Here is a 19521-nt window from a genome sequence, read left to right as displayed (position 1 = left end):
GCGCAGGCAGGGCCGACACATCGCACGCTTCAGTGGCTGTTTTGCAGCGCCGCAATGCGCTCTTCAATGGGCGGGTGGCTGGAGAACAGCTTGCCAATGCCACCGGTGATGCCCATGGCCTGCATGCTCTTGGGCAGCTCGCCAGGGACCATGCCGCCCAGGCGCGCCAGGGCGTTCACCATGGGCTGCTTGCGGCCCATCAGTTGGGCGGCACCGGCGTCGGCACGGAACTCGCGCTGGCGCGAGAACCAGGCGACGATCATGGCGGCCACGAAGCCCAGCAGGATGTCCATGACGATGGTGGTCACGTAGTAGCCAATGCCGGGGCCGGAGCTTTCGGAATCGCCCTTGCGCAGGAAGCTGTCCACGGCATAGCCGATGACGCGCGACAGGAACACCACGAAGGTGTTCATCACGCCCTGGATCAGCGTCATGGTCACCATGTCGCCGTTGGCGATGTGCGCCACCTCGTGGCCGATCACAGCCTCGACCTCTTCGCGCGTCATGCCCTGCAGCAGGCCGGTGGACACGGCCACCAGGGCGCTGTTCTTGAAGGCGCCGGTGGCAAACGCGTTCGGTTCACCCTCGTAGATCCCGACTTCGGGCATGCCGATGCCAGCCTTGTCGGCGAACTTGCGCACGGTGTCCACGATCCAGGCTTCGTCGGCGTTGCGGGGCTGCTCGATCACGTGCACGCCCGAGCTCCACTTGGCCACGGGCTTGGAGATCAGCAGCGAGATGATGGCGCCGCCAAAGCCCATGATGAAGGCAAAGCCCAGCAGCGCCCCCAGGTTCAGGCCGTTGGCGGTCAGGAAGCGGTTCACGCCCAGCAGGCTGGCCGTGATGCCCAGCACCGCCACCACGGCAATGTTGGTCAACAGAAAAAGAGCGATTCGTTTCATTGTGAGTTTCTCCACCAGGGGAAATCGGGCCCAGGGCCCACAGCCTGCCAGTTGGGGGCGCCGGCAGCCAGATTCAAGCGCTTGTCACCAGTCCCAGGCTCCGATGTTGTCGTGATCTTATGGAGTGCCTGCCGCGCGATGTGAGGGAGTCATCATAGAAGGAAAAGTTCGCCGGCCCGGCCTGCTGACAGCATCGTCCTACTTGCCGGGCGCGGGCAGTTCCACAAAGCGTTTGTCGCGCACGGCCACGCGCGAGGTGCCCTCGTCGCGCAGCTCGAACATCTGGGTGGCCGCCAGCAGCTTGGTCAGGGTGGCGTAGCCGTAGTTGCGTGCATCGAAGGGCAGCTTGTTGCCGATGTGCGTGCCCACGGCGCCGACGCGGGCCCAGCCGCTTTCGTCCTGGGTGGCCTTGACGGCATCGCGCAGCATGGCGACCAGTTGGCGGTCCTGGCGCAGCTGCTGCGAGGGCACGCGCAGGCTGAAGCCGCAGGGCTGGGCCACATCCAGCGCCAGCGGTGCCCCGGCCGGCGCCGTGGCGGCCGGCTCGGGCACCGGCACGCCGGGCAGGTCCAGGCTGTCGCCGGCCTCCGCCTCCTGCGCCAGGCTGCGGCGCTCGGCCCGGCTGGTGACGCCGTCGCCCAGCTCCGACAGCGCATCGAAGTACAGAAAGCGCGAACAGGCGTTGACGAAGGCCTTGGGCGTCTGGCTGGCGCCAAAGCCATAGACGGCCGCCCCCTTGGCGCGCAGGTGCATGACCAGCGGGGTGAAGTCGGCGTCGGAGGAGACGATGCCGAAGGCATCGGGCTTTTCGGTATAGAGCAGCTCCATGGCGTCCACGGTCATGGCCATGTCGGTGGCGTTCTTGCCCTTGGAATAGTCGAACTGCTGCATGGGCCGCAGGGCGTACTCCAGCAGCTTGGACTGCCAGCCGTGCAGGCCGGGCTTGGTCCAGTTGCCATAGGCACGGCGGGTGTTGATGACGCCGAAAGTGGACAGCTCGGTCAGGATTTCATCGATCATCTCCGACGGGGCGTTGTCGGCATCGATCAAGAGGGCGATTCGCGGCTGGACATCGGTGGGCATGCAGGCACTCCTTGGACTGCTGCACAGCCTACCCGAGCCACCGCGGCTTGCCAATACAAAAAAAGGAGCTGCTTGCGCAGCTCCTTGCTGGTTTTCAGCAGGCTTTGCGCCTGAATTCCTTGCAAATCCAGCGCAGGCAGCTTCTCTTTTTTCAGTCCAGCAGCTTCCAGGGCAGGGCTTCGCCAAAGCGCAGCGGTTTGAGCTGGGCCCCTTCGCCGTACTCGAAGCTGGCGGGCGGGGTCCAGCTTTCCTTGACCAGGGTGATGGTGTCGGTGTTGCGCGGCAGGCCGTAGAAGTCCGCGCCGTTGAAGGAGGCAAAGGCTTCCAGCTTGTCCAGGGCGCCGGCGTTGTCAAACACCTCGGCGTACATCTCGATCGCCGCGTGGGCGCTGTAGCAGCCGGCGCAGCCCGTGGCCGCTTCCTTGAGGTGGGCGGCATGGGGCGCGCTGTCGGTGCCCAGGAAGAACTTCTTGCTGCCGCTGGTGGCGGCCTGCACCAGGGCCAGGCGGTGGGTTTCGCGCTTGAGCACCGGCAGGCAGTAGAAGTGCGGGCGCACGCCGCCCAGGAAGATGGCGTTGCGGTTGAACAGCAGGTGCTGGGGCGTGATGGTGGCGCCCAGGAAGTCGTCGGCAGCGGCCACGTACTCGGCCGCTTCCTTGGTCGTCACGTGCTCCATGACGATCTTGAGCTCGGGGAAATCCTGGCGCAGGGGCTGGAGCTGCTGCTCGATGAACACCGCCTCGCGGTCGAACAGGTCGATGCTGGCGTCGGTCACTTCGCCGTGCACCAGCAGCACCAGGCCCTCGCGCTGCATGGCCTCCAGCGTGGGGTAGATCTTGCGCAGGTCGGTCACACCATGGTCGGAATTGGTCGTGGCACCTGCGGGGTACAGCTTGCAGGCCACCACGCCGGCGGCCTTGGCGCGCACGATCCCCTCGGGGCCCAGGTTGTCCGTCAGGTACAGCGTCATCAGCGGCTGAAACTGGTTGCCGGCGGGCACGGCCGACAGAATGCGCGCGCGGTAAGCCAGCGCCATCTCGGCCGTGGTCACGGGCGGCTTCAGGTTCGGCATGATGATGGCGCGGCCCATCTGGCGGGCGCTGTGCGGCACCACGCAGCGCATGGCATCGCCATCGCGCACGTGCAGGTGCCAATCATCGGGACGGGTCAGGGTGAGGGTCGTGGGGGCAGTCATGGCCGTATTGTCCCATTGACTGCGGTCCTGCAGAAATCCTGCGCATGTGCATAATGAGAAGCACTCTCATTTAAAAACACAGCACAATGACCACCGAAGTGACCTCTTCCCCTGCTTTTGAACGCGTTCGCCACCCCTTCAAGGCCCGCCACCTGCAACTGCTGTCGCGCGAGCAGATCAGCCCCGGCTTTCTGCGCCTGACCCTGGTGGGCGAGCTGCGCGACTTCGCCAGCGCGGGGTTTGATGACCACTTCAAGCTCATCCTGCCGCAGTCCGGCCTGGACAAGCCCCTGCTGCCCCAGTTGGTGGACGGCAAGCCCATGGTCGACGGTCCCCGCCCCACCATGCGCGACTACACGCCGCTGCGCTGGACCACCAACACCCTGACCGTGGACTTTGCCCTGCACGACCACGGCCCCGCCACCGAATGGGCACGCACCGCTGCCATGGGTTCGTGGGTGGGCGCGGCCGGCCCGCGTGGCTCGCTGGTGATCCGCAAGGACTTTGACTGGTACTGGATGCTGGCCGATGCCAGCGGCCTGCCGGCCGTCGAGCGCGCCCTGGCCGAGCTGCCCGCCAGCGCCCAGGTGACGGTGCGCCTGGCCGTGCCCGAGGCCGACCGCCGCGCCCTGCCCTCGCAGGCCCAGGTCGATCTGCAGTGGGTGGATGCGCTGACCGATGCCGCCGAGGCTCTGGCGCTGCCCGAGGGCAGCGGCTTTGTTTGGGCCGCCGGCGAACACAGCGACATGGCCGCCCTGCGCAAGATCGCGCTGGCCAAGGGTGCCTCGCCCAAGCGCATGCGCATCGCCGCCTACTGGAAGCACGGCGAAGCCGCGCACCACGCCGAGCTGGCCGACCAGGAATGATGCAGCAACCATAGCAATCAACGCACACTGCATAAGCGTTTCAGGCCTTTTTGTCATAAAAAAAGCCGCTGGTGACAGCGGCTTTTGGGGTGCCTGGGGCCTGCGCTCAGTGCTGCAGGATCTTGCCCAGAAAGTCCTTGGTCCGGGGCTGGCGCGCATCGGGATTGCCAAAGAAGTCTTCCTTGGTGCAGTCCTCCAGGATCTTGCCGCCCACGTCCATGAAGATCACGCGGCTGGCCACCTTCTTGGCGAAGCCCATTTCGTGCGTCACGCACATCATGGTCATGCCTTCGTGCGCCAGGCTCACCATCACGTCCAGCACTTCGCCCACCATTTCGGGGTCCAGCGCCGATGTGGGCTCGTCAAACAGCATCACGTTCGGGTCCATGGACAGCGCACGGGCAATCGCCACGCGCTGCTGCTGGCCACCCGACAGCTGGCCGGGCACCTTGTCCTTGTGCGCCATCAGGCCCACGCGGTCCAGCATCCTCAGGCCACGCACCTTGGCTTCGTCGGGGCTGCGGCCCAGCACCTTGATCTGTGCGATCGTCAGGTTCTCAGTCACCGTCAGGTGGGGGAACAGCTCGAAGTGCTGAAACACCATGCCCACGGTGGAGCGCAGCTTGGGCAGGTTGGTCTTGGGGTCGTGCACGGGCGTGCCGTTCACCCAGATCTCGCCCTTCTGGATGGGCTCCAGCGCATTGATGGTCTTGATCAGCGTGGACTTGCCGGAGCCCGAGGGGCCGCACACCACCACCACTTCACCCTTTTTGATGTGGGTGGAGCAGTCGTTGAGCACCTGGAAGCTGCCGTACCACTTGGAGACGTTCTTGAGTTCGATCATGAATAAATCCTCAATCTTGCAGAGCGCACATCAACGGATGATGGCGATCTTCTTGTGCAGGCGCTTGACCCAGTAGGACAGGGCAAAGCAGATCACAAAGTAAATAACGGCGGCGGCCAGATAGGCTTCCATCGGGCGACCAAAGTTCTTGCCGGCAACCTCGAAGCCCTTGAGCATGTCGTAGGCACCGATTGCGTACACCAGGGACGTGTCCTGGAACAGGATGATGGTCTGCGTCAGCAGCACCGGCAGCATGTTGCGGAAGGCCTGTGGCAGCACCACCAGGCGCATGTTCTGCCCATAGGTCATGCCCAGGGCCTGGCCGGCAAACACCTGGCCACGCGGCACGGACTGGATGCCCGCACGCATGATCTCGGAGAAGTAGGCCGCCTCGAAGGCGATGAAGGTGATGATGGCCGACATCTCAGCGCCGATCGGCTTGCCGATCACCAGGGGCACCAGCAGGAAGAACCACAGGATCACCATCACCAGCGGAATGGAACGCATGCCGTTGACGTAGATGGTGGCAGGCAGATCCAGCCACTTCTTGCCCGACAGCCGCATCAACGCCAGCACCGTGCCGAAGAAGATGCCGCCCAGGGTGGCGATGACGGTCAGCATCAGGCTGAAACCCAGGCCCTTGATCACAAAGTTGCTGATCAGGTCCCAGTTGTAAAACGACCAGTCCAAAGAGAAATTCATGGTTTAGTGCCCTCCCGCCGCACCGGGCGCCACCAGACCAGGCACACGCACGCGCTTTTCAATGAAGGCCATGATGCGGTTGATGGTGAAGGCCGAGACGATGTACAGGCCGGTCACCGCCAAATAGACCTCGATGCCGCGACCCGTTTCTTCCTGTGCCTGCATGGCGAACATGGTCAGCTCGGTCACCGACACCGCAAACGCCACCGACGAGTTCTTGAAGATGTTCATCGTCTCGCTGGTCAGCGGCGGAATGATGATGCGGAAGGCATTCGGCAGCAGCACGTAGCGGTAGGTCTGCCAGGTGGTGAACCCCATGGCCATGCCCGCATAGCGCTGCCCGCGTGGCAGCGCCTGGATGCCGGAGCGCACCTGCTCGGCAATACGCGCCGAAGTGAAAAAGCCCAAGGCCAACACCACCAGCACAAAGCCCGAGACGGACTTCATCGCCGGGAAGATGGATGGCACCACGTGGTACCAGATAAAAATTTGCACCAGCAACGGGATATTGCGGAAAAACTCCACCCACGCATTGCCGAAACGCACCGTCCAGGGACGGTTTTCCAAGGTACGCAAGGTACCGATCACCACACCCACCACCAAAGCCAGCACCAGCGCCAGCAGGGACACGGACACGGTCCAGCCCCAGGCCGACAGCATCCAGTCCAGGTAGGTGATGTCGCCGTCCTTGCCAAAACAGCCTTCGCGCACCGTGCGGTCCAGCGTGTCCTCGCAGAACATTTGCCAATCCCAATTCATAGGATTTCCTTCCAGTTAACCACCTTATGCCCGTCTATGACAGGCCCTCCAACGCAAAACGCCCCGGCCCGCAAGATGCAGGTGGGGCGCATCGCGTCGGCTAAGAATTACTTGTTGTAATCTTCCTTAGGCTTGTTGTTGGGGTTGTTCCAAGCATTCTTGGTGGCTTCCGATAGGGGCACAGGCCCACCGCCACGTTGGCGGGAGGGATAGGCTGGATGAACCACTTGTCCCACAGCTTGGCCAGCGTGCCATCCTTGACCTGGCGGGCGATCGAGTCGTTCACGGCCTTCAGGAAGGCGGGGTCGTTCTTGCGCACCATGCAGGCGATCGGCTCGGTGGACAGGGGTTCGCCCACGATCTTGAAGTCCTTGGCATTCTTGGACTTGGAGATGTTGCCCGCCAAGATGGAGCCGTCCATCACGAACGCATCGGCACGGCCGGTTTCCAGCAGCAGGAAGCTGTCGGCGTGGTCCTTGCCCATGATGTTCTTGAACTCGATGCCTTCGGCGCGCTTGTTCTGGCGCAGCAGTTGCACCGAGGTCGTGCCCGTGGTGGTGGCCACGGTCTTGCCGTTCAGGTCCTTGACATCGTTGATGCCGGAATTGGCCTTCACGGCGATGCGCACCTGCTCCACGTAGGTGGTGTTGGCGAAGTCCACGTCCTTTTGACGGTTCAGGTCATTGGTGGTGGAGCCGCACTCCAGGTCCACGGTGCCGTTCACTACCAGTGGAATACGGTTTTGCGACGTCACGGGCTGGTACTTGGTTTCCAGCTTGGACAGGCCCAGTTGCTTGCGCAGGTCAGAAGCGATGTTTTCCGCCATCTCGGTGTGAAAGCCCACGTACTTGCCATCGCCCAGGGTGTAACCCAGTGCACCCGAAGATTCGCGCACACCCAGGGTGATGCTGCCCGACGATTTCACCTTGGCCAATGTGTCGTTGGCCTGCGCCATGGCGCTACCAGCAGCCAATGCCATCACAGCCACGGCCAGCAAATGTTTCTTCATTCAGTGCTCCTCAGATTTACTAGAGACAACGCAATCTCATGCAGCCGACAGCTTACGCATGAGGTCATGCACAATGTACATAATCTGCCACAGCTTGTCAGCTACGCGACAGACTTTTCCGCCACCCGGCATAGCCAAGCGGAATGACTTCCATCCTAAAAGGTATGCACCAATTTGAAGAAGAAGCTTGATCAGGAGAAACACCTAGAACAGGCAGTTTTCTTGCATCCAGACCGCGGACCAATGAAAAAAAACGACGTTCTCGGCCTCGGGAAAGTCGCTTTTTTCTCGGGAGGCACTGCCGCAGATGCAAGCAATACCTGTGCCAACTCTTAGGGTAAGAACCTCACTGTGCCTTGGTTTTCTCCAGCCCTTCGGCCTGGGATTGCAGGAAGCTCCACAGGGCCTGGACCACGCTCTTGGCGCCGTCCTTGCCGGTGGGCTTTTCCCGGTAGGCCAGCACATCCATGGGTAGCTGGAACTTCTGCGACCCCTCGGGCACGGCACTGACCAGGCGGCCGGACTGCAGCTCGTTGCGCACCGCGCTGTACGGAAGGAAGGCCACGCCATGGCCCTCGATGGCCATGGCCTTGAGGCCTTCGGCCATGTCGGTTTCGTAGACCCGCTCCAGGTGCACCGGCATGGAAGCCTCCTTGAGCAGCAATTCGGTCAGGCGCCCCAGGTAGGCGCCCGGGCCGTAGGCCAGGAACGGCAGGGGCTCGCTGGCATGGCCCGGCAGCATGAACAGGGGCTTGCCGTTGGCATCGGGCTTGGCATACGGCGCCAGCAACTCTTCACCCAGGCGCACCATTTCATAGCGCGCCATGTCCAGCTGGAAAGGCTGGGAGCTGTGGTGATAAGCAATCAGCAGGTCACAGCCACCTTCGACCAGGCGCATCACCGCATCGTGGACGTTGAGGGCGATCAGGCGGCTCTTGAAGGAGCCGAACTGCTCCTGCACCTGTGACACCCAGGCCGGGAAGAAGGTGAAGGCAAGGGTGTGCGGCACGGCAAAGCCGACCATGCCCTTGTCGCTGCTGGCATGGGCCCGCAGCATGGAGCGCGTGCTCTGCAGGGACTGTAGCATCTCCAGCGCCTGGTCGTACATGGTCTTGCCCGCCGACGTCAGACGCGTGGGGTAAGAGCTGCGATCCACCAGGTCGGTCCCGGCCCAGGCCTCCAGCGCCTGGATGCGGCGCGAGAAAGCCGGCTGCGTGACGTGGCGCAACTGGGCAGAGCGGCTGAAGCTGCGCGTTTCAGCCAGACTGACAAAATCTTCAAGCCATTTGGTTTCCATGCCCGTGATTATCGCCTTGCCGTAGCCTGACACCCTAGGGCCACCCGCATAGCCAAGGGCTGCGAAAGTCTCAATAATGCGTTTCGAGTTCTCGCTGCCATCCGTGCTAGGGCTCAGCGTCCGGCTGTGCGTGCACAACACCGACAGGACCGGAATCGCACTAGCGTTTGCCTTGCTTTTGTTCACGATTCCGCGACATGTCCGAACCTTCCCACAGCCCGGCCCCACCGGCCGAAGGCCCCGAGCAGCCACGTGCCCTGCGCATTGAAGACTGGCTCACCGTCATCATCATGGCCTTGCTGGCCCTGATCACCTTCGCCAACGTCCTGGTGCGTTATTTCACCGACGCCTCGTTTGCCTGGACCGAGGAAATCTCCATCTTCCTGATGATCCTGCTGGCCATGGTGGCAGGCAGTGCCGCCGTCGCCCGCGACCAGCACATCCGCATCGAATTCCTGACCAGCCGCGGCACTGCTGCACGAAAACAGCTGCTAGCCCGTCTGGGTTCTGCGTCAGTAGCTCTGCTTTTTGCTTTGATTGCGGCGCTCAGCGCACGCGTCGTCTGGGACGACTGGCGCTATGAGGAAACCTCGCCCGGCATCGGTGTGCCGCAGTGGTGGTATTCCGTGTGGCTGCCGATCTGCTCGCTGGCCATCACGGCGCGGGCCATCGGCCTGTTCCGGCGCCAGGGCCGCCTGGCGCAGTTCGAGGCAGTGGCCACCGACGAGCAGGAGTCCGCATGATCGCTGCCCTACTGTTCGTGGCCTTTCTGGTCCTGATGTTCCTGGGCGTGCCGATCGGCGCGGCCCTGGGCCTGGCGGGCGCGGCCTGCATTGCGCTGGCCAACCTGGATGTGCAATGGTTCGGCCTGCTGGCCGTGCCGCAGAACTTCTATGCCGGCCTGGGCAAGTACCCACTGCTGGCCATCCCCATGTTCGTGCTGGTGGGGTCCATCTTCGACCGCTCCGGCGTGGCCGCGCGGCTGGTGAACTTTGCGATCGCCATCGTCGGCCGTGGCCCCGGCATGCTGCCGCTGGTGGCGATTGCCGTGGCCATGTTCCTGGGCGGCATCTCGGGCTCCGGCCCGGCCAATGCCGCCGCCGTGGGCGGGGTGATGATTGCGGCCATGTACCGGGCCGGCTACCCCGGCAGCTTCTCGGCCAGCGTGGTCGGCGCCGCCGCCGCCACGGACATCCTGATCCCGCCCTCTGTGGCGTTCATCATCTACTCGGTGCTGGTGCCCGGCGCCTCGGTGCCGGCGCTGTTTGCGGCCGGCATGATCCCCGGCATCCTGGCCGGCCTGGCCCTGGTCGTGCCCGCTGTGTGGATGGCACGCCGCCACAAGATGGGCCACCTCGAAGCCGATCTGCCGCGCCCCGCGCTGTGGCAAAGCTTCAAGGAGGCCATCTGGGGTCTGGCGGCCCCGGTGCTGATCCTGGGCGGCATGCGCGCCGGCTGGTTCACCCCCACCGAGGCGGCCGTGGTCGCCGTGTTCTACGGCCTGTTCGTGGGCATGTGCATCCACCGCACCATCGGCGTGCGCGACCTGTTCCCCATCCTGCGCGAGGCGGGCGAGCTGTCGGCCGTGATCCTGCTGGTGGTGTCGCTGGCGGGCATCTTCGCCTTCTCGCTGTCCACGCTGGGCGTGATCGATCCGGTGGCCAAGGCCATCGTGCAGTCGGGCCTGGGCGAGTACGGCGTGCTGATGCTGCTGATCCTGCTGCTGATCACCGTGGGCATGTTCCTGGACGGCATCTCCATCTTCCTGATCTTCGTGCCGCTGCTGCTGCCCATCATGCAGCACTACGGCTGGGACCCCGTGTGGTTCGGTGTGATCCTGACGCTGAAGGTGGCCCTGGGCCAGTTCACGCCGCCGTTGGCCGTGAACCTGATGGTGTCCTGTCGCATCGCCGGCGTGCCCATGGAATCCACCGTGCGCTGGGTCATCCCGATGCTGATCGCCATGTTCCTGGTCATGCTGCTGGTGATTGCCTTCCCGCAACTGGCGCTATGGCTGCCGGCCCGACTGGGCTACTGAGCCCCCCGCTTTCCCCCGAGTGCTTGCAAAAACCCAACCCAAGAGGAGACAACCCATGCAACTGCGTACCTTTCTGACGGCCTCGGCCGCTGCCGCCACCCTGCTGACCCTGGGCCTGCCTGCGCACGCCCAGGCGCCCGCCAACTACAAGAGCGAGTACCGCCTGTCCGTGGTGCTGGGCACGGCCTTCCCCTGGGGCAAGGGCGCGGAAATATGGGCCGACAAGGTGCGCGAGCGCACCCAGGGCCGCATCAACATCAAGCTCTACCCCGGCACCTCGCTGGTCCAGGGTGACCAGACGCGCGAATTCAGCGCCATCCGCCAGGGCGTGATCGACATGGCCGTGGGCTCCACCATCAACTGGTCGCCCCAGGTCAAGGCGCTGAACCTGTTCTCGCTGCCCTTCCTGTTCCCCGACTATGCGGCCGTGGACGCCGTGGTCCAGGGCCAGGTCGGCCAGGAAATCTTCAAGACCATCGACAAGGCCGGCGTGCTGCCCCTGGCCTGGGGCGAGAACGGCTACCGCGAGATCTCCAACTCCAAGAAGGCCATCAGCAAGCCCGAAGACCTCAAGGGCATGAAGATCCGCGTGGTCGGCTCGCCACTGTTCCTGGACACCTTCACCGCCCTGGGTGCCAACCCCACACAGATGAGCTGGGCCGATGCCCAGCCCGCCATGGCCAGCGGTGCCGTGGACGGCCAGGAAAACCCCGTGTCCGTGTACATGGCCGCCAAGCTGAGCACCGTGGGCCAGAAGCACATGACGCTGTGGGGCTACATGAACGACCCGCTGATCTACGTGGTGAACAAGGACGTGTGGGCCAGTTGGACCCCGGTCGACCAGGCCATCGTCAAGCAAGCCGCGCTGGATGCCGCCAAGGAGCAGATCGCCATCTCCCGCAAGGGCATGAGCGAGGCCGACAAGCCCCTGGTCAAGGAGCTGACCGCCCAGGGCGTGACCGTGACCGACCTGAGCCCCGCGCAGCGCAAGGTATTTGCCGACGCCACCAAGAGCGTCTACACCAAGTGGAAGCCGCAGATCGGCACCAACCTGGTGGACATGGCCGAAAAGGCGATTGCCGCACGCAAGCAGTGATGCATTACGGGGCCTGACCGGCCCCGCTTGCACGGCGCAGACCCAAGCACGGTCTGCGCCGTTTTTTTATGCCTGCCCCGCCCGCACCCGTGCCCGCAGGGGCAGCGCAGGCCGGCTCATGCCGCCAGCACGGCGGCCAGGGCCAGGGCGGCCGGCACAGTCTGGATGAACAAGATCTTTTTGGAGGCCGTCATCGCGCCATAGACCCCGGCAACCATGACGCAGACCAGAAAGAAGACCTGGAAGGCCAGCCCTTCGGCGCCCATGCACAGGCCCGTGATCAGCCCCGCGGCCAGGAAGCCGTTGTACAGCCCCTGGTTGGCCGCCAGCACCTTGGTCTGCTGGGCCTGCTCCTGCGTCATGCCGAATGCCCGGCGGCCCTGGGGCTTGGTCCACAGAAACATCTCCAGCACGAGGATGTAGAGGTGCAAGATCGCCACCGCGGCGACAAGGAAACTGGCCAGCCATTGCATGTGTGAGGCTCCCGATGTGGGTAGTGATGGTGGAGGCCCCTGGGCTGCGCCCCGCAGGGGCACCCATGGGGCAACGGGCGCACGCCGGCGCCGGGGTCCGCCATCTTAGGGGCGCCGCCGACACGGCACCAGCCGGGTTGCCACGGAGCACGCAGCCCGCGCACCGCGCCATCGCGCCATCGCGACTGGCGACCGCCACCACAGAGCCCGGCAAGACCTGAAGGCCGCAGAAAAAGCATAGCTGTCTGCGCAGGATGGACCTGGGCCAGCGGCCTTTTGGATACCTATCCTCAGGCTGCCTGGATCAGCGGCGCTTCCCCCATCAGCAGTTGCTGCTGGCGCGCCGCTTCATGGCCCTCACCCAGCAGCAGCACATGGCGCAGGCCCTGGATGATGCTATGCGAAAAGCCCAGGTCGTTCATCAGCGAGCTAACCGTCAGGCTGTCCAGCAGCCCGCCGCGGATGGCCGCGAACAGGTGCTTGCGGAACTGGGTGTCAAAGGCAGCGATGCGCTCGTCCATGGCCTGCAACTGCGCCGCCCATTCGGGCTCGGGCATGTCGGAGACGCTGAGCATGCGCATGTCCCGCAGCGTCTGCAGCATGTGCAGGCGCAGCTCCAGGTAGCTGCTGCGGGCCGGGGCATCGTCGGGCCCCTGCAGGTAGTGGTGCATGTTGCGCTGCAGGCGGTGGGCGTCCTTGACAGCTTCCACCAGCTGGAAGGCCGCGACCTGGCTGTTGTGCCAGTAGTCCTGCTGCGCGCCATCCATGGGCAGGACCATGCTACCCATGAACTCCAGCAAATCGGCGTACACCCCCTTGATGTGGGTCTTGTAGAGCAGGTCGGCATTGATGGCCTGCTGCTGCAGGCGCAGGCGCAGCTCGGGGTCCTCGCGCTCCAGCGGCCCCTGCAGGCTTTGCACTGGCGCGTACAGCGCGTGGGCCACCACTTCCAGCCCCAGGCGGCCCATGTGCTGCAGCTCCTTGGACACCGCGCTGCAGGCACTTTCGACCGACTGCAGCGCGGCAGGCTGCAGGTAGCGGGCGCGCGTGGTCTGCGCCACCTGCTCGGTGTGCGTGGCAATCAGCACCTCGGGCTCCTGCAGGTCCGGCAGCCAACGCTCCAGGGCCCGCGCCAGCTGGCGCTGCAGGGGCCAGAACACCAGCACCCCCATGACGTTGAACAGGGAGTGGAACATGGCCAGCTGGATCAGCGGGTTGTCGCCCAGGCCCACGGCCGCCGCCGTCTGCTGCACCCCCCAGGTCATGGGCGCCAGCAGCAGAAAGGCGATCACCGCCGTGGTGCAGTTGAACACCAAGTGCGCCACGGCCAAGCGCTGGCCGGGGCGCGCGCTGCCGATCATGCCCATGACGGCCGTGGACACGGCCGAGCCGACGTTGGAGCCAATCGCGATCGCCAGGGCCTGGGGCAGCTCCAGCTGCTGATTGGCCAGGGCGGCCAGGGTCAGCATCAGGGTCGCGTGGCTGGACTGCAGCACCACCGTGATCAGCGTGCCCACCCCGACGAACAGCAGCGCGCCACGCACGCCTTCGGCGCTGTAGCGGTTCAGCTGCAGATCCCCGAAGCTGGAGAAGCCTTGCTTGATCTCGTCAATCCCCAGGAAGATCAGCGAAATGCCCAACAGGAAGCGGCCGATGGCCTTGCCCTTGTCGCCGGCAAAGCCCAGCAGCACGCCGAACACCAGCAGGGGCATGGCCAGCGGCGCCATGCTCAGGTTCTGCCCGGCCATGGCCAGCAGCCAGATGCCGCTGGTGGCCCCCAGGTTGGCACCGAACAGCACGGCAATGCTGCCCGCCAGCGTGATCAGCCCGGCGCTGAGAAAGGCGATCGTCAGCAGCGACACCAGGGTGCTGGACTGCAGCACAAAGGTGGCGGCGGTGCCGAACAGCAGCCCCTTGAACGGCGTGGCCGTGCTTTGCGACAGCCAGCCTTCCAGCTTGCCCCCGGCCAGGCTTTTGAGGCCCTGCTCCAGGTTCTGCATGCCGAACAGGAACAGGGCCAGGCCCGCGCACAGCACCAGCCAGCCGTGGCTGAACCAGAACGACCAGGCCAGCGCCGCAAAAGCCAGGACGATCAGCGAATGTTTGGAATAAGCGGGAGGACTGAGCACATCACACCTTGGGCAGTCGTTAGAGGTAATGCCGCTACGGATCCTGCCGAGCACGCCGGCGGACCTGGGTGCCGCCACAGCGGACGCGAGCGGAACTGCGCAGTGTAGGTGGGCGCAGGGGCTTACACCGGCGTCACCAGCGGTTGGCCGGCGAAATGACGGTGCGCATTGTCCAGGAACAAATCCACCGTGGCCTGCACCGCCTCGGGCGACCAGCCCGCCACGTGCGGGGTCAGCACCACGTTGTCCAGGTCCAGCAACTCGGCGGGCGGCAGCGGCTCGCTTTCATACACATCCAGGCCGGCACCGGCCAGCGCCCCGGTGCGCAAGGCCTGCGCCAGGGCCGCGGTATCCACCACCGAGCCGCGCGCAATGTTCACCACATAGCCCTGCGGCCCCAGCGCCGCGATCACCGGCGCATCGACCAGGTGCCGGGTCCCGGCGCCGCCCGGGGTGGCCACCAGCAGCACATCGGCCCACTGCGCCAGCGCCAGCACGCTGTCGAAATAGGTGAAGTCAACGCCATCCTTGGGGCTGCGGTTGTGGTAGCCCATGGGCATGTCGAAGGCCTGCGCACGCCGCGCAATCTTCTGGCCGATGGTGCCCAGGCCCAGAATGCCCAGGCGCTTGCCGGAGACGTTGGGCGGCAGGGGGATGTCGTTGCGCCACATGCCCTGGCGCGTCAGGCGGTCCAGCCGCACCAGGCCACGCACGGCGGCAATCACCAGCCCGAAGGCGTGGTCGGCCACGCACTGGTCGTTGGTGCCGGCACCGTTGCTCACGGCGATGCCGTGGGCCCGGGCGTAGGCCACATCGATGTTTTCATAGCCGGCCCCCAGGGCGCCCACCCAGCGCAGCTGGGGCATGGCCTGCATCTGCGCCGCGCTCAGACCGATGGCGCCCACGGTCAGCACCGCCTGCACCCGGGGCCCGTGGGTGGCCAGCGCCTCGGCGCAGCGCGCTGCATCCGGGGCATAGAGCACGTCGAAGGACTGGGCAAGTTGGGACAGGTGGGCATCGGACAGAACGTGCAGCACCAACAACAGTGGCTTGGAGGCAGACATGGGCAATCGCAATCAGCAGTCAGGGGAAAACCAGCATTATTGGTGCTCCGCACTTTGCTGCAGCGCCCACATTTGGGCATAGCGCCCCCCTTGCGCCAGCAAAGCCACATGCGTGCCGTGCTCGACGATGCGGCCCGCGTCCATCACCAGGATCTCGTGGGCGTCGACCACCGTGGACAGGCGGTGCGCGATCACCAGCGTGGTCTTGCCCTGGGCGGCACTGGCCAGCTCCTGCTGGATGGCGCGCTCGGTGTGGCTGTCCAGGGCGGAGGTGGCCTCGTCAAAGATCAGGATGGGCGGGTTCTTCAGCAGGGTGCGTGCAATCGCCACGCGCTGCTTTTCACCGCCAGACAGCTTCAGGCCACGTTCGCCCACCTTGGTGGCATAGCCCTGCGGGGTGGACTGGATGAAGTCGTGGATGCGCGCGGCCCGGGCGGCGGCCTCCACCTCGGCCTGCGTGGCACCGGGGCGGCCATAGGCGATGTTGTAGGCCACCGTGTCGTTGAACAGCACTGTGTCCTGCGGCACGATGCCGATGGCGCGGCGCACGCTGTCCTGGGTGACCTGGCGGATGTCCTGGCCGGCGATGGTGATGCGGCCCGCCTGCACGTCATAGAAGCGGTACAGCAGCCGCGCCAGGGTGCTCTTGCCCGCGCCCGAGGCCCCCACCACGGCCACGGTGCGCCCGGCGGGCACGGTGAAGCTCACGCCCTGCAGGATGGGCCGTGCCGGGTCGTAGGCAAATTGCACGTCGTCAAAGCGCAGTTCGGGCTGGCCCTGCAGTTGCAGGGGCACCGCGCCCGGCGCATCGGCCACCTCGCGGGCCTGGTCCATCAGCACGAACATGCGCGACAGGTCCGCCAGGCTCTGCTTGATCTCGCGGTACAGCGTGCCCAGGAAGTTCAGCGGGATGTACAGCTGGATCATGAAGGCGTTGACCATGACGAAGTCGCCCAGCGTCATCTCGCCGGCCACCACGCCCTGCGTGGCGCGCCACAGCATGGCCACCAGGGCCGTGGCGATGATGAGCTGCTGCCCGCCGTTGAGCAGGCTCAGCGAGCGCTGGCTCTTGAGGCGCACGCGCCGCAGCTCCTGCAGGTTCTCGTCGTAGCGGCGGGCCTCGAAGTCCTCGTTGTTGAAGTATTTGACGGTCTCATAGTTCAGCAGCGCATCCACGGCCTTGGTGTGCGCAGCCGAGTCCTGCACATTCGCCGCACGGCGGAACTGGGTGCGCCACTCCGTCAGCTTGACGGTGAAGGTGATGTAGGTGAGCAGCGCCACGGCCGTGATGGCAGCAAACCCCCAATCAAAGGTGAAGGCCAGAATGCCCAGCACCAGCAGCATTTCGATCAGCGTGGGCAGGATGCTGTAGAGCGAGTACGAGACCAGCGATTCGGTGCTGCGCACGCCGCGCTCGATGTCGCGCGTCATGCCGCCGGTCTGGCGCTCCAGGTGAAAGCGCAGGCTCAGGGCATGCAGGTGGCGGAAGGTGGCCAAGGCGATGGAACGCGCCGCGCCCTGCGTGGCCTTGGCGAACACCAGATCGCGCAGCTCGGTGAACAGCGAGGTGGAAAAGCGCAGCGCGCCGTAGGCCAGCAGCAGGCCCGCCGGCACCACCAGCAGCGCGCTGGCATCGCCGGGGCGCACGCCCAGGGCGTCGACCAGCTGCTTGAGCAGCAGCGGCACGCCGACGTTCGCCAGCTTGGCGCCCACCATGAACAGCAGCGCGGCCAGCACGCGCCATTTGTACTGCCACAGGTAGGGCAGCAAACGGCGCAGGGCGGTCCATTCGGCCGCATTAGCCACGTTGGAAGCTGAGGGTTGTGGGGAGGCTGTTTCACCGCTGCGACGCATGGGGGACAATTCCGGGTTGTTTTTGTTCCCGGATTGTCTCCCATGCCCCGTTCCCCAGACTTACCCAGCGTTGCACTGCCCACGGACAAAGAGTTGGTGCTCAAGGTCGTTCCCATGCCCGGGGACTGCAATGCCAACGGGGACATCTTCGGTGGCTGGGTCATGTCCCAGGTCGACCTGGCCGGCTGCGTGCTGGCCATGCGCCTGGCCGGCGGCAACCGCATGGCCACCGTGGCCGTGAAGGAATTCATCTTCAAGCAGCCCGTGCGCGTGGGTGACGTGCTGTCGTTCTACTCCTGCGTCACGCGCGTGGGCCGCACCTCGGTGACGGTGGATGTCGAGGTGTTTGCCGAACGCATGACCCACCAGGGCGAGTACGTGAAGGTGACCGAAGCCGTGCTGACCTATGTGGCCATCGACGCGCACGGCAACTCGCGCCCGCTGGACCTGCCCGCGGCCGAGCACGCGCCCGCCAGCCTGGTGCCCCAGGGCTGAGGCCCCACCCCGCAAAAAAGCCCGGTACGTGACCGCACCGGGCTTTGTGCATGGGGCTGGCATGGCCCCTGGCGCCGCTCAGGCGACGGCGATCTGCGCGGCAGGCTTGGCAGCCGGTGCGCTGACGGGCGCGCGCTCGGCACGGCCGACCACGCCCACCTCGACCTCACCGGCCAGCTGGCCACCCTCCTCGACCACCAGTTTGCCGTAGCGGATCTTGCCGCTGACCTTGCCGGTGCTATGGATCACCAGCTTCTGGCGCACGGTCAGGCTGCCGGTGAACTCGCCATGGATCTCGGCGATGTCGATCTCGGCCGAACCGTGGAAGGCCCCCTGCTGCGCGATGTGGATGACGCGCGAGTCCATGGTCGCCTCCACCGTGCCTTCCACCACCAGCGTGTCGCAGTCCGTGATCTCGACCCCCTTGAGCTTGATGTTGGGGCCCACGGTCAGCTTGCTGCCGCCCTGCTCGGCCACGGGGCTGTCCGTGGTGGCGGGGGCGGCGCTGACCTCGGGGGCCACGGCACGGGGCTGCTGCGGCTCGGCCACTGGGGTGTGGCTGTTCAGGCCGTTGCCGGGGGTGCTGTTCAAGCTGCCGACCGTGCCAGGGCGGGTCGCAAAGTTCTGTGTGTCGCGCTTGGTGAAAAAGGGGTTGTTCACGGCCATGCATCCTCCTGATAGAAAGCCATGAGCTTAGAAAGCACCGCGCGCCACACCATCCCTCGTTTCGCAACATGCGTAAGCAAAGACTACGACCGTGGCGTCTGCTTACCGCTGTTGCCTGCGCACACACCCCTGGGCCGTGCTGGCGCGTTCAGGCCTGCGCAGGCCGACAGCGCAGCGGGGCGTGCTATGAAAAAAATCAGGAGACGATGTAGGCGGCCATGCCCGCCGACAGCAGCGCGCCATCTGCGCCCAAAAATTCCATGCGCGTCGTGCCCACGCGCGAGCCCAGGCGCAGCACCTCGGCCCGCAGCGTGAAACGCTCGCCGATGCCGGGGCGCAGATAGTCCACGCGCAGGTCGATGGTGCCGATCTTGGCAAAGCGCTGCATGCGCTGCAGCACCGGCTCGTCCATGTGCTTGGCGGCCAGGGCCACCATCAGGGCGATGCCGCCCATTGCATCCAGCCCGGCACTGATCGCACCGCCGTGAATGCGGTTGTAGGCAAAGTGCCCCACCAGCTGCGGCCGCATGTCGATGTGCGCCGTGACCTCGGTCGGGGTGATGTGGTCCAGCTTCAGGCCCAGCACCTGGTTGAAGCAGATCAGCTCCTCAGACAGCTGCTTGATGGCGGCGATGAACTCCGGCTCAAACGCCACGGGCGCGGCTTCGGTTTTTTTGGCATGCATGGCAACACTTCAAAATGAAGAGCTGGTTGCGCCCGATAAGAAAGGATTTCAGATAGAAAACACGCTGAAACCGTTGAAATACGTGCGCAGCAAGCTCATGAAACAGGATTCCCCACGCTCACCACCGTGCGGCCTGCCACGGTGTCTGCGCCGGTTGCGGCACGGCGTGACGGCTCGCGGGCGTTGGGGCCGCTCCCGCGCTAAGCTCCACCACCCTGCTTGTGCCCGCGGCGCTGGCAAGCGCCGGCCCCGGTTGCAGGCCTGGCGTGCGCTTCACAAAGCAACGCGTGACGGTGGTGGCCTAGAAAGCACTCCCGGCCCGAGCGACTTCAGCATGGGCCATGCATCGAACTGGCGTTTGGGG

At 65.2% G+C, this 19521-nt stretch carries 18 protein-coding genes and 1 pseudogene; 5 read left to right on the top strand and 14 right to left on the bottom strand.

What is annotated here, in order from left to right:
• Positions 1 to 29: 29 nt before the first annotated feature.
• The 3 genes from htpX to pyrC form a co-directional block, all read right to left on the bottom strand.
• The gene (gene htpX / locus CA2_RS13295; protein WP_042418108.1) at positions 30 to 902 is read right to left on the bottom strand and encodes a protease HtpX; all 873 of its coding nucleotides are present in this window, start codon (positions 900 to 902) and stop codon (positions 30 to 32) included.
• Between the two features lie 198 nt (positions 903 to 1100).
• Positions 1101 to 1985, bottom strand: coding sequence for an NYN domain-containing protein (locus CA2_RS13290; RefSeq protein WP_042418105.1), 885 nt, complete (start codon positions 1983 to 1985; stop codon positions 1101 to 1103).
• Positions 1986 to 2136: 151 nt separating this feature from the next.
• On the bottom strand, positions 2137 to 3180 hold the full coding sequence (gene pyrC, locus CA2_RS13285; protein ID WP_042418103.1) for a dihydroorotase: 1044 nt from the start codon (positions 3178 to 3180) through the stop codon (positions 2137 to 2139).
• Between the two features lie 86 nt (positions 3181 to 3266).
• On the opposite strand from pyrC, the gene CA2_RS13280 reads away from it, so the two are divergent.
• Positions 3267 to 4046 (top strand): siderophore-interacting protein, encoded by a 780-nt coding sequence (locus CA2_RS13280; RefSeq protein WP_042418100.1) that lies wholly within the window; start codon positions 3267 to 3269, stop codon positions 4044 to 4046.
• A 106-nt stretch (positions 4047 to 4152) separates the two neighbouring features.
• On the opposite strand, the gene CA2_RS13275 is transcribed toward CA2_RS13280, so the two are convergent.
• The 5 genes and pseudogenes from CA2_RS13275 to CA2_RS13255 form a co-directional block, all read right to left on the bottom strand.
• On the bottom strand, positions 4153 to 4890 hold the full coding sequence (locus CA2_RS13275) for an amino acid ABC transporter ATP-binding protein (RefSeq protein ID WP_042418096.1): 738 nt from the start codon (positions 4888 to 4890) through the stop codon (positions 4153 to 4155).
• 30 nt (positions 4891 to 4920) lie between these two features.
• Positions 4921 to 5592 carry an amino acid ABC transporter permease gene (locus CA2_RS13270; protein ID WP_042418093.1) on the bottom strand — a complete coding sequence of 224 codons (672 nt, stop codon included), beginning with the start codon at positions 5590 to 5592 and terminating at the stop codon, positions 4921 to 4923.
• Between the two features lie 3 nt (positions 5593 to 5595).
• Positions 5596 to 6351 (bottom strand): amino acid ABC transporter permease, encoded by a 756-nt coding sequence (locus CA2_RS13265; RefSeq protein ID WP_042418090.1) that lies wholly within the window; start codon positions 6349 to 6351, stop codon positions 5596 to 5598.
• 107 nt (positions 6352 to 6458) lie between these two features.
• A pseudogene (locus CA2_RS13260) lies at positions 6459 to 7360 on the bottom strand (amino acid ABC transporter substrate-binding protein).
• Between the two features lie 346 nt (positions 7361 to 7706).
• Entirely contained in the window at positions 7707 to 8657 is a 951-nt protein-coding gene (locus CA2_RS13255) for a LysR substrate-binding domain-containing protein (RefSeq protein ID WP_042418087.1), read from the bottom strand.
• 197 nt (positions 8658 to 8854) lie between these two features.
• On the opposite strand from CA2_RS13255, the gene CA2_RS13250 reads away from it, so the two are divergent.
• Genes CA2_RS13250 through CA2_RS13240 form a run of 3 tightly spaced genes read left to right on the top strand, consistent with a single transcriptional unit; the run spans position 8855 to position 11791 of the window.
• Positions 8855 to 9400, top strand: coding sequence for a TRAP transporter small permease (locus tag CA2_RS13250; RefSeq protein ID WP_042418084.1), 546 nt, complete (start codon positions 8855 to 8857; stop codon positions 9398 to 9400).
• Positions 9397 to 10695, top strand: a complete 1299-nt coding sequence (locus CA2_RS13245) for a TRAP transporter large permease (protein WP_042418081.1) — start codon at positions 9397 to 9399, stop codon at positions 10693 to 10695. Before CA2_RS13250 ends, CA2_RS13245 begins: the two co-directional genes overlap by 4 nt.
• Positions 10696 to 10750: 55 nt before the next feature.
• Entirely contained in the window at positions 10751 to 11791 is a 1041-nt protein-coding gene (locus tag CA2_RS13240) for a DctP family TRAP transporter solute-binding subunit (protein WP_042418079.1), read from the top strand.
• 116 nt (positions 11792 to 11907) lie between these two features.
• Here CA2_RS13240 and CA2_RS13235 read toward each other — a convergent pair whose 3' ends face one another.
• From CA2_RS13235 to CA2_RS13220, 4 genes are all read right to left on the bottom strand, one after another.
• On the bottom strand, positions 11908 to 12264 hold the full coding sequence (locus tag CA2_RS13235; RefSeq protein WP_174435618.1) for a DUF1304 domain-containing protein: 357 nt from the start codon (positions 12262 to 12264) through the stop codon (positions 11908 to 11910).
• 290 nt (positions 12265 to 12554) lie between these two features.
• On the bottom strand, positions 12555 to 14393 hold the full coding sequence (locus CA2_RS13230; RefSeq protein WP_042418076.1) for a Na/Pi cotransporter family protein: 1839 nt from the start codon (positions 14391 to 14393) through the stop codon (positions 12555 to 12557).
• Positions 14394 to 14515: 122 nt separating this feature from the next.
• On the bottom strand, positions 14516 to 15457 hold the full coding sequence (locus CA2_RS13225; protein ID WP_042418074.1) for a 2-hydroxyacid dehydrogenase: 942 nt from the start codon (positions 15455 to 15457) through the stop codon (positions 14516 to 14518).
• A 36-nt stretch (positions 15458 to 15493) separates the two neighbouring features.
• On the bottom strand, positions 15494 to 17311 hold the full coding sequence (locus CA2_RS13220; RefSeq protein WP_042418072.1) for an ABCB family ABC transporter ATP-binding protein/permease: 1818 nt from the start codon (positions 17309 to 17311) through the stop codon (positions 15494 to 15496).
• Between the two features lie 42 nt (positions 17312 to 17353).
• Here CA2_RS13220 and CA2_RS13215 point away from each other — a divergent pair, with 42 nt between their 5' ends.
• A complete protein-coding gene (locus CA2_RS13215) occupies positions 17354 to 17806 on the top strand; it encodes an acyl-CoA thioesterase (protein ID WP_042418070.1) in 453 nt (150 codons plus the stop codon).
• A 78-nt stretch (positions 17807 to 17884) separates the two neighbouring features.
• Here the strand turns inward: CA2_RS13215 and CA2_RS13210 are convergent, their stop codons facing one another.
• Both CA2_RS13210 and CA2_RS13205 read right to left on the bottom strand, forming a co-directional pair.
• On the bottom strand, positions 17885 to 18472 hold the full coding sequence (locus tag CA2_RS13210; RefSeq protein WP_042418069.1) for a bactofilin family protein: 588 nt from the start codon (positions 18470 to 18472) through the stop codon (positions 17885 to 17887).
• 196 nt (positions 18473 to 18668) lie between these two features.
• On the bottom strand, positions 18669 to 19157 hold the full coding sequence (locus CA2_RS13205; RefSeq protein ID WP_042418066.1) for a thioesterase family protein: 489 nt from the start codon (positions 19155 to 19157) through the stop codon (positions 18669 to 18671).
• Positions 19158 to 19521 lie beyond the last annotated feature (364 nt).

Origin of the sequence: Comamonas aquatica NBRC 14918 (genome assembly GCF_000739875.1) — a bacterium.
Lineage (GTDB): Bacteria > Pseudomonadota > Gammaproteobacteria > Burkholderiales > Burkholderiaceae_C > Comamonas > Comamonas aquatica.
This window is presented reverse-complemented; position numbering and strand designations above follow the sequence as displayed.

What these genes read in the sequence shown, in the direction of transcription:
- htpX (WP_042418108.1), bottom strand. Translation starts at nt 902, where the DNA reads ATGAAACGAATCGCTCTTTTTCTGTTGACCAACATTGCCGTGGTGGCG.
- CA2_RS13290 (WP_042418105.1), bottom strand. Translation starts at nt 1,985, where the DNA reads ATGCCCACCGATGTCCAGCCGCGAATCGCCCTCTTGATCGATGCCGAC.
- pyrC (WP_042418103.1), bottom strand. Translation starts at nt 3,180, where the DNA reads ATGACTGCCCCCACGACCCTCACCCTGACCCGTCCCGATGATTGGCAC.
- CA2_RS13280 (WP_042418100.1), top strand. Translation starts at nt 3,267, where the DNA reads ATGACCACCGAAGTGACCTCTTCCCCTGCTTTTGAACGCGTTCGCCAC.
- CA2_RS13275 (WP_042418096.1), bottom strand. Translation starts at nt 4,890, where the DNA reads ATGATCGAACTCAAGAACGTCTCCAAGTGGTACGGCAGCTTCCAGGTG.
- CA2_RS13270 (WP_042418093.1), bottom strand. Translation starts at nt 5,592, where the DNA reads ATGAATTTCTCTTTGGACTGGTCGTTTTACAACTGGGACCTGATCAGC.
- CA2_RS13265 (WP_042418090.1), bottom strand. Translation starts at nt 6,351, where the DNA reads ATGAATTGGGATTGGCAAATGTTCTGCGAGGACACGCTGGACCGCACG.
- CA2_RS13255 (WP_042418087.1), bottom strand. Translation starts at nt 8,657, where the DNA reads ATGGAAACCAAATGGCTTGAAGATTTTGTCAGTCTGGCTGAAACGCGC.
- CA2_RS13250 (WP_042418084.1), top strand. Translation starts at nt 8,855, where the DNA reads ATGTCCGAACCTTCCCACAGCCCGGCCCCACCGGCCGAAGGCCCCGAG.
- CA2_RS13245 (WP_042418081.1), top strand. Translation starts at nt 9,397, where the DNA reads ATGATCGCTGCCCTACTGTTCGTGGCCTTTCTGGTCCTGATGTTCCTG.
- CA2_RS13240 (WP_042418079.1), top strand. Translation starts at nt 10,751, where the DNA reads ATGCAACTGCGTACCTTTCTGACGGCCTCGGCCGCTGCCGCCACCCTG.
- CA2_RS13235 (WP_174435618.1), bottom strand. Translation starts at nt 12,264, where the DNA reads ATGCAATGGCTGGCCAGTTTCCTTGTCGCCGCGGTGGCGATCTTGCAC.
- CA2_RS13225 (WP_042418074.1), bottom strand. Translation starts at nt 15,457, where the DNA reads ATGTCTGCCTCCAAGCCACTGTTGTTGGTGCTGCACGTTCTGTCCGAT.
- CA2_RS13220 (WP_042418072.1), bottom strand. Translation starts at nt 17,311, where the DNA reads ATGCGTCGCAGCGGTGAAACAGCCTCCCCACAACCCTCAGCTTCCAAC.
- CA2_RS13215 (WP_042418070.1), top strand. Translation starts at nt 17,354, where the DNA reads ATGCCCCGTTCCCCAGACTTACCCAGCGTTGCACTGCCCACGGACAAA.
- CA2_RS13210 (WP_042418069.1), bottom strand. Translation starts at nt 18,472, where the DNA reads ATGGCCGTGAACAACCCCTTTTTCACCAAGCGCGACACACAGAACTTT.
- CA2_RS13205 (WP_042418066.1), bottom strand. Translation starts at nt 19,157, where the DNA reads ATGCATGCCAAAAAAACCGAAGCCGCGCCCGTGGCGTTTGAGCCGGAG.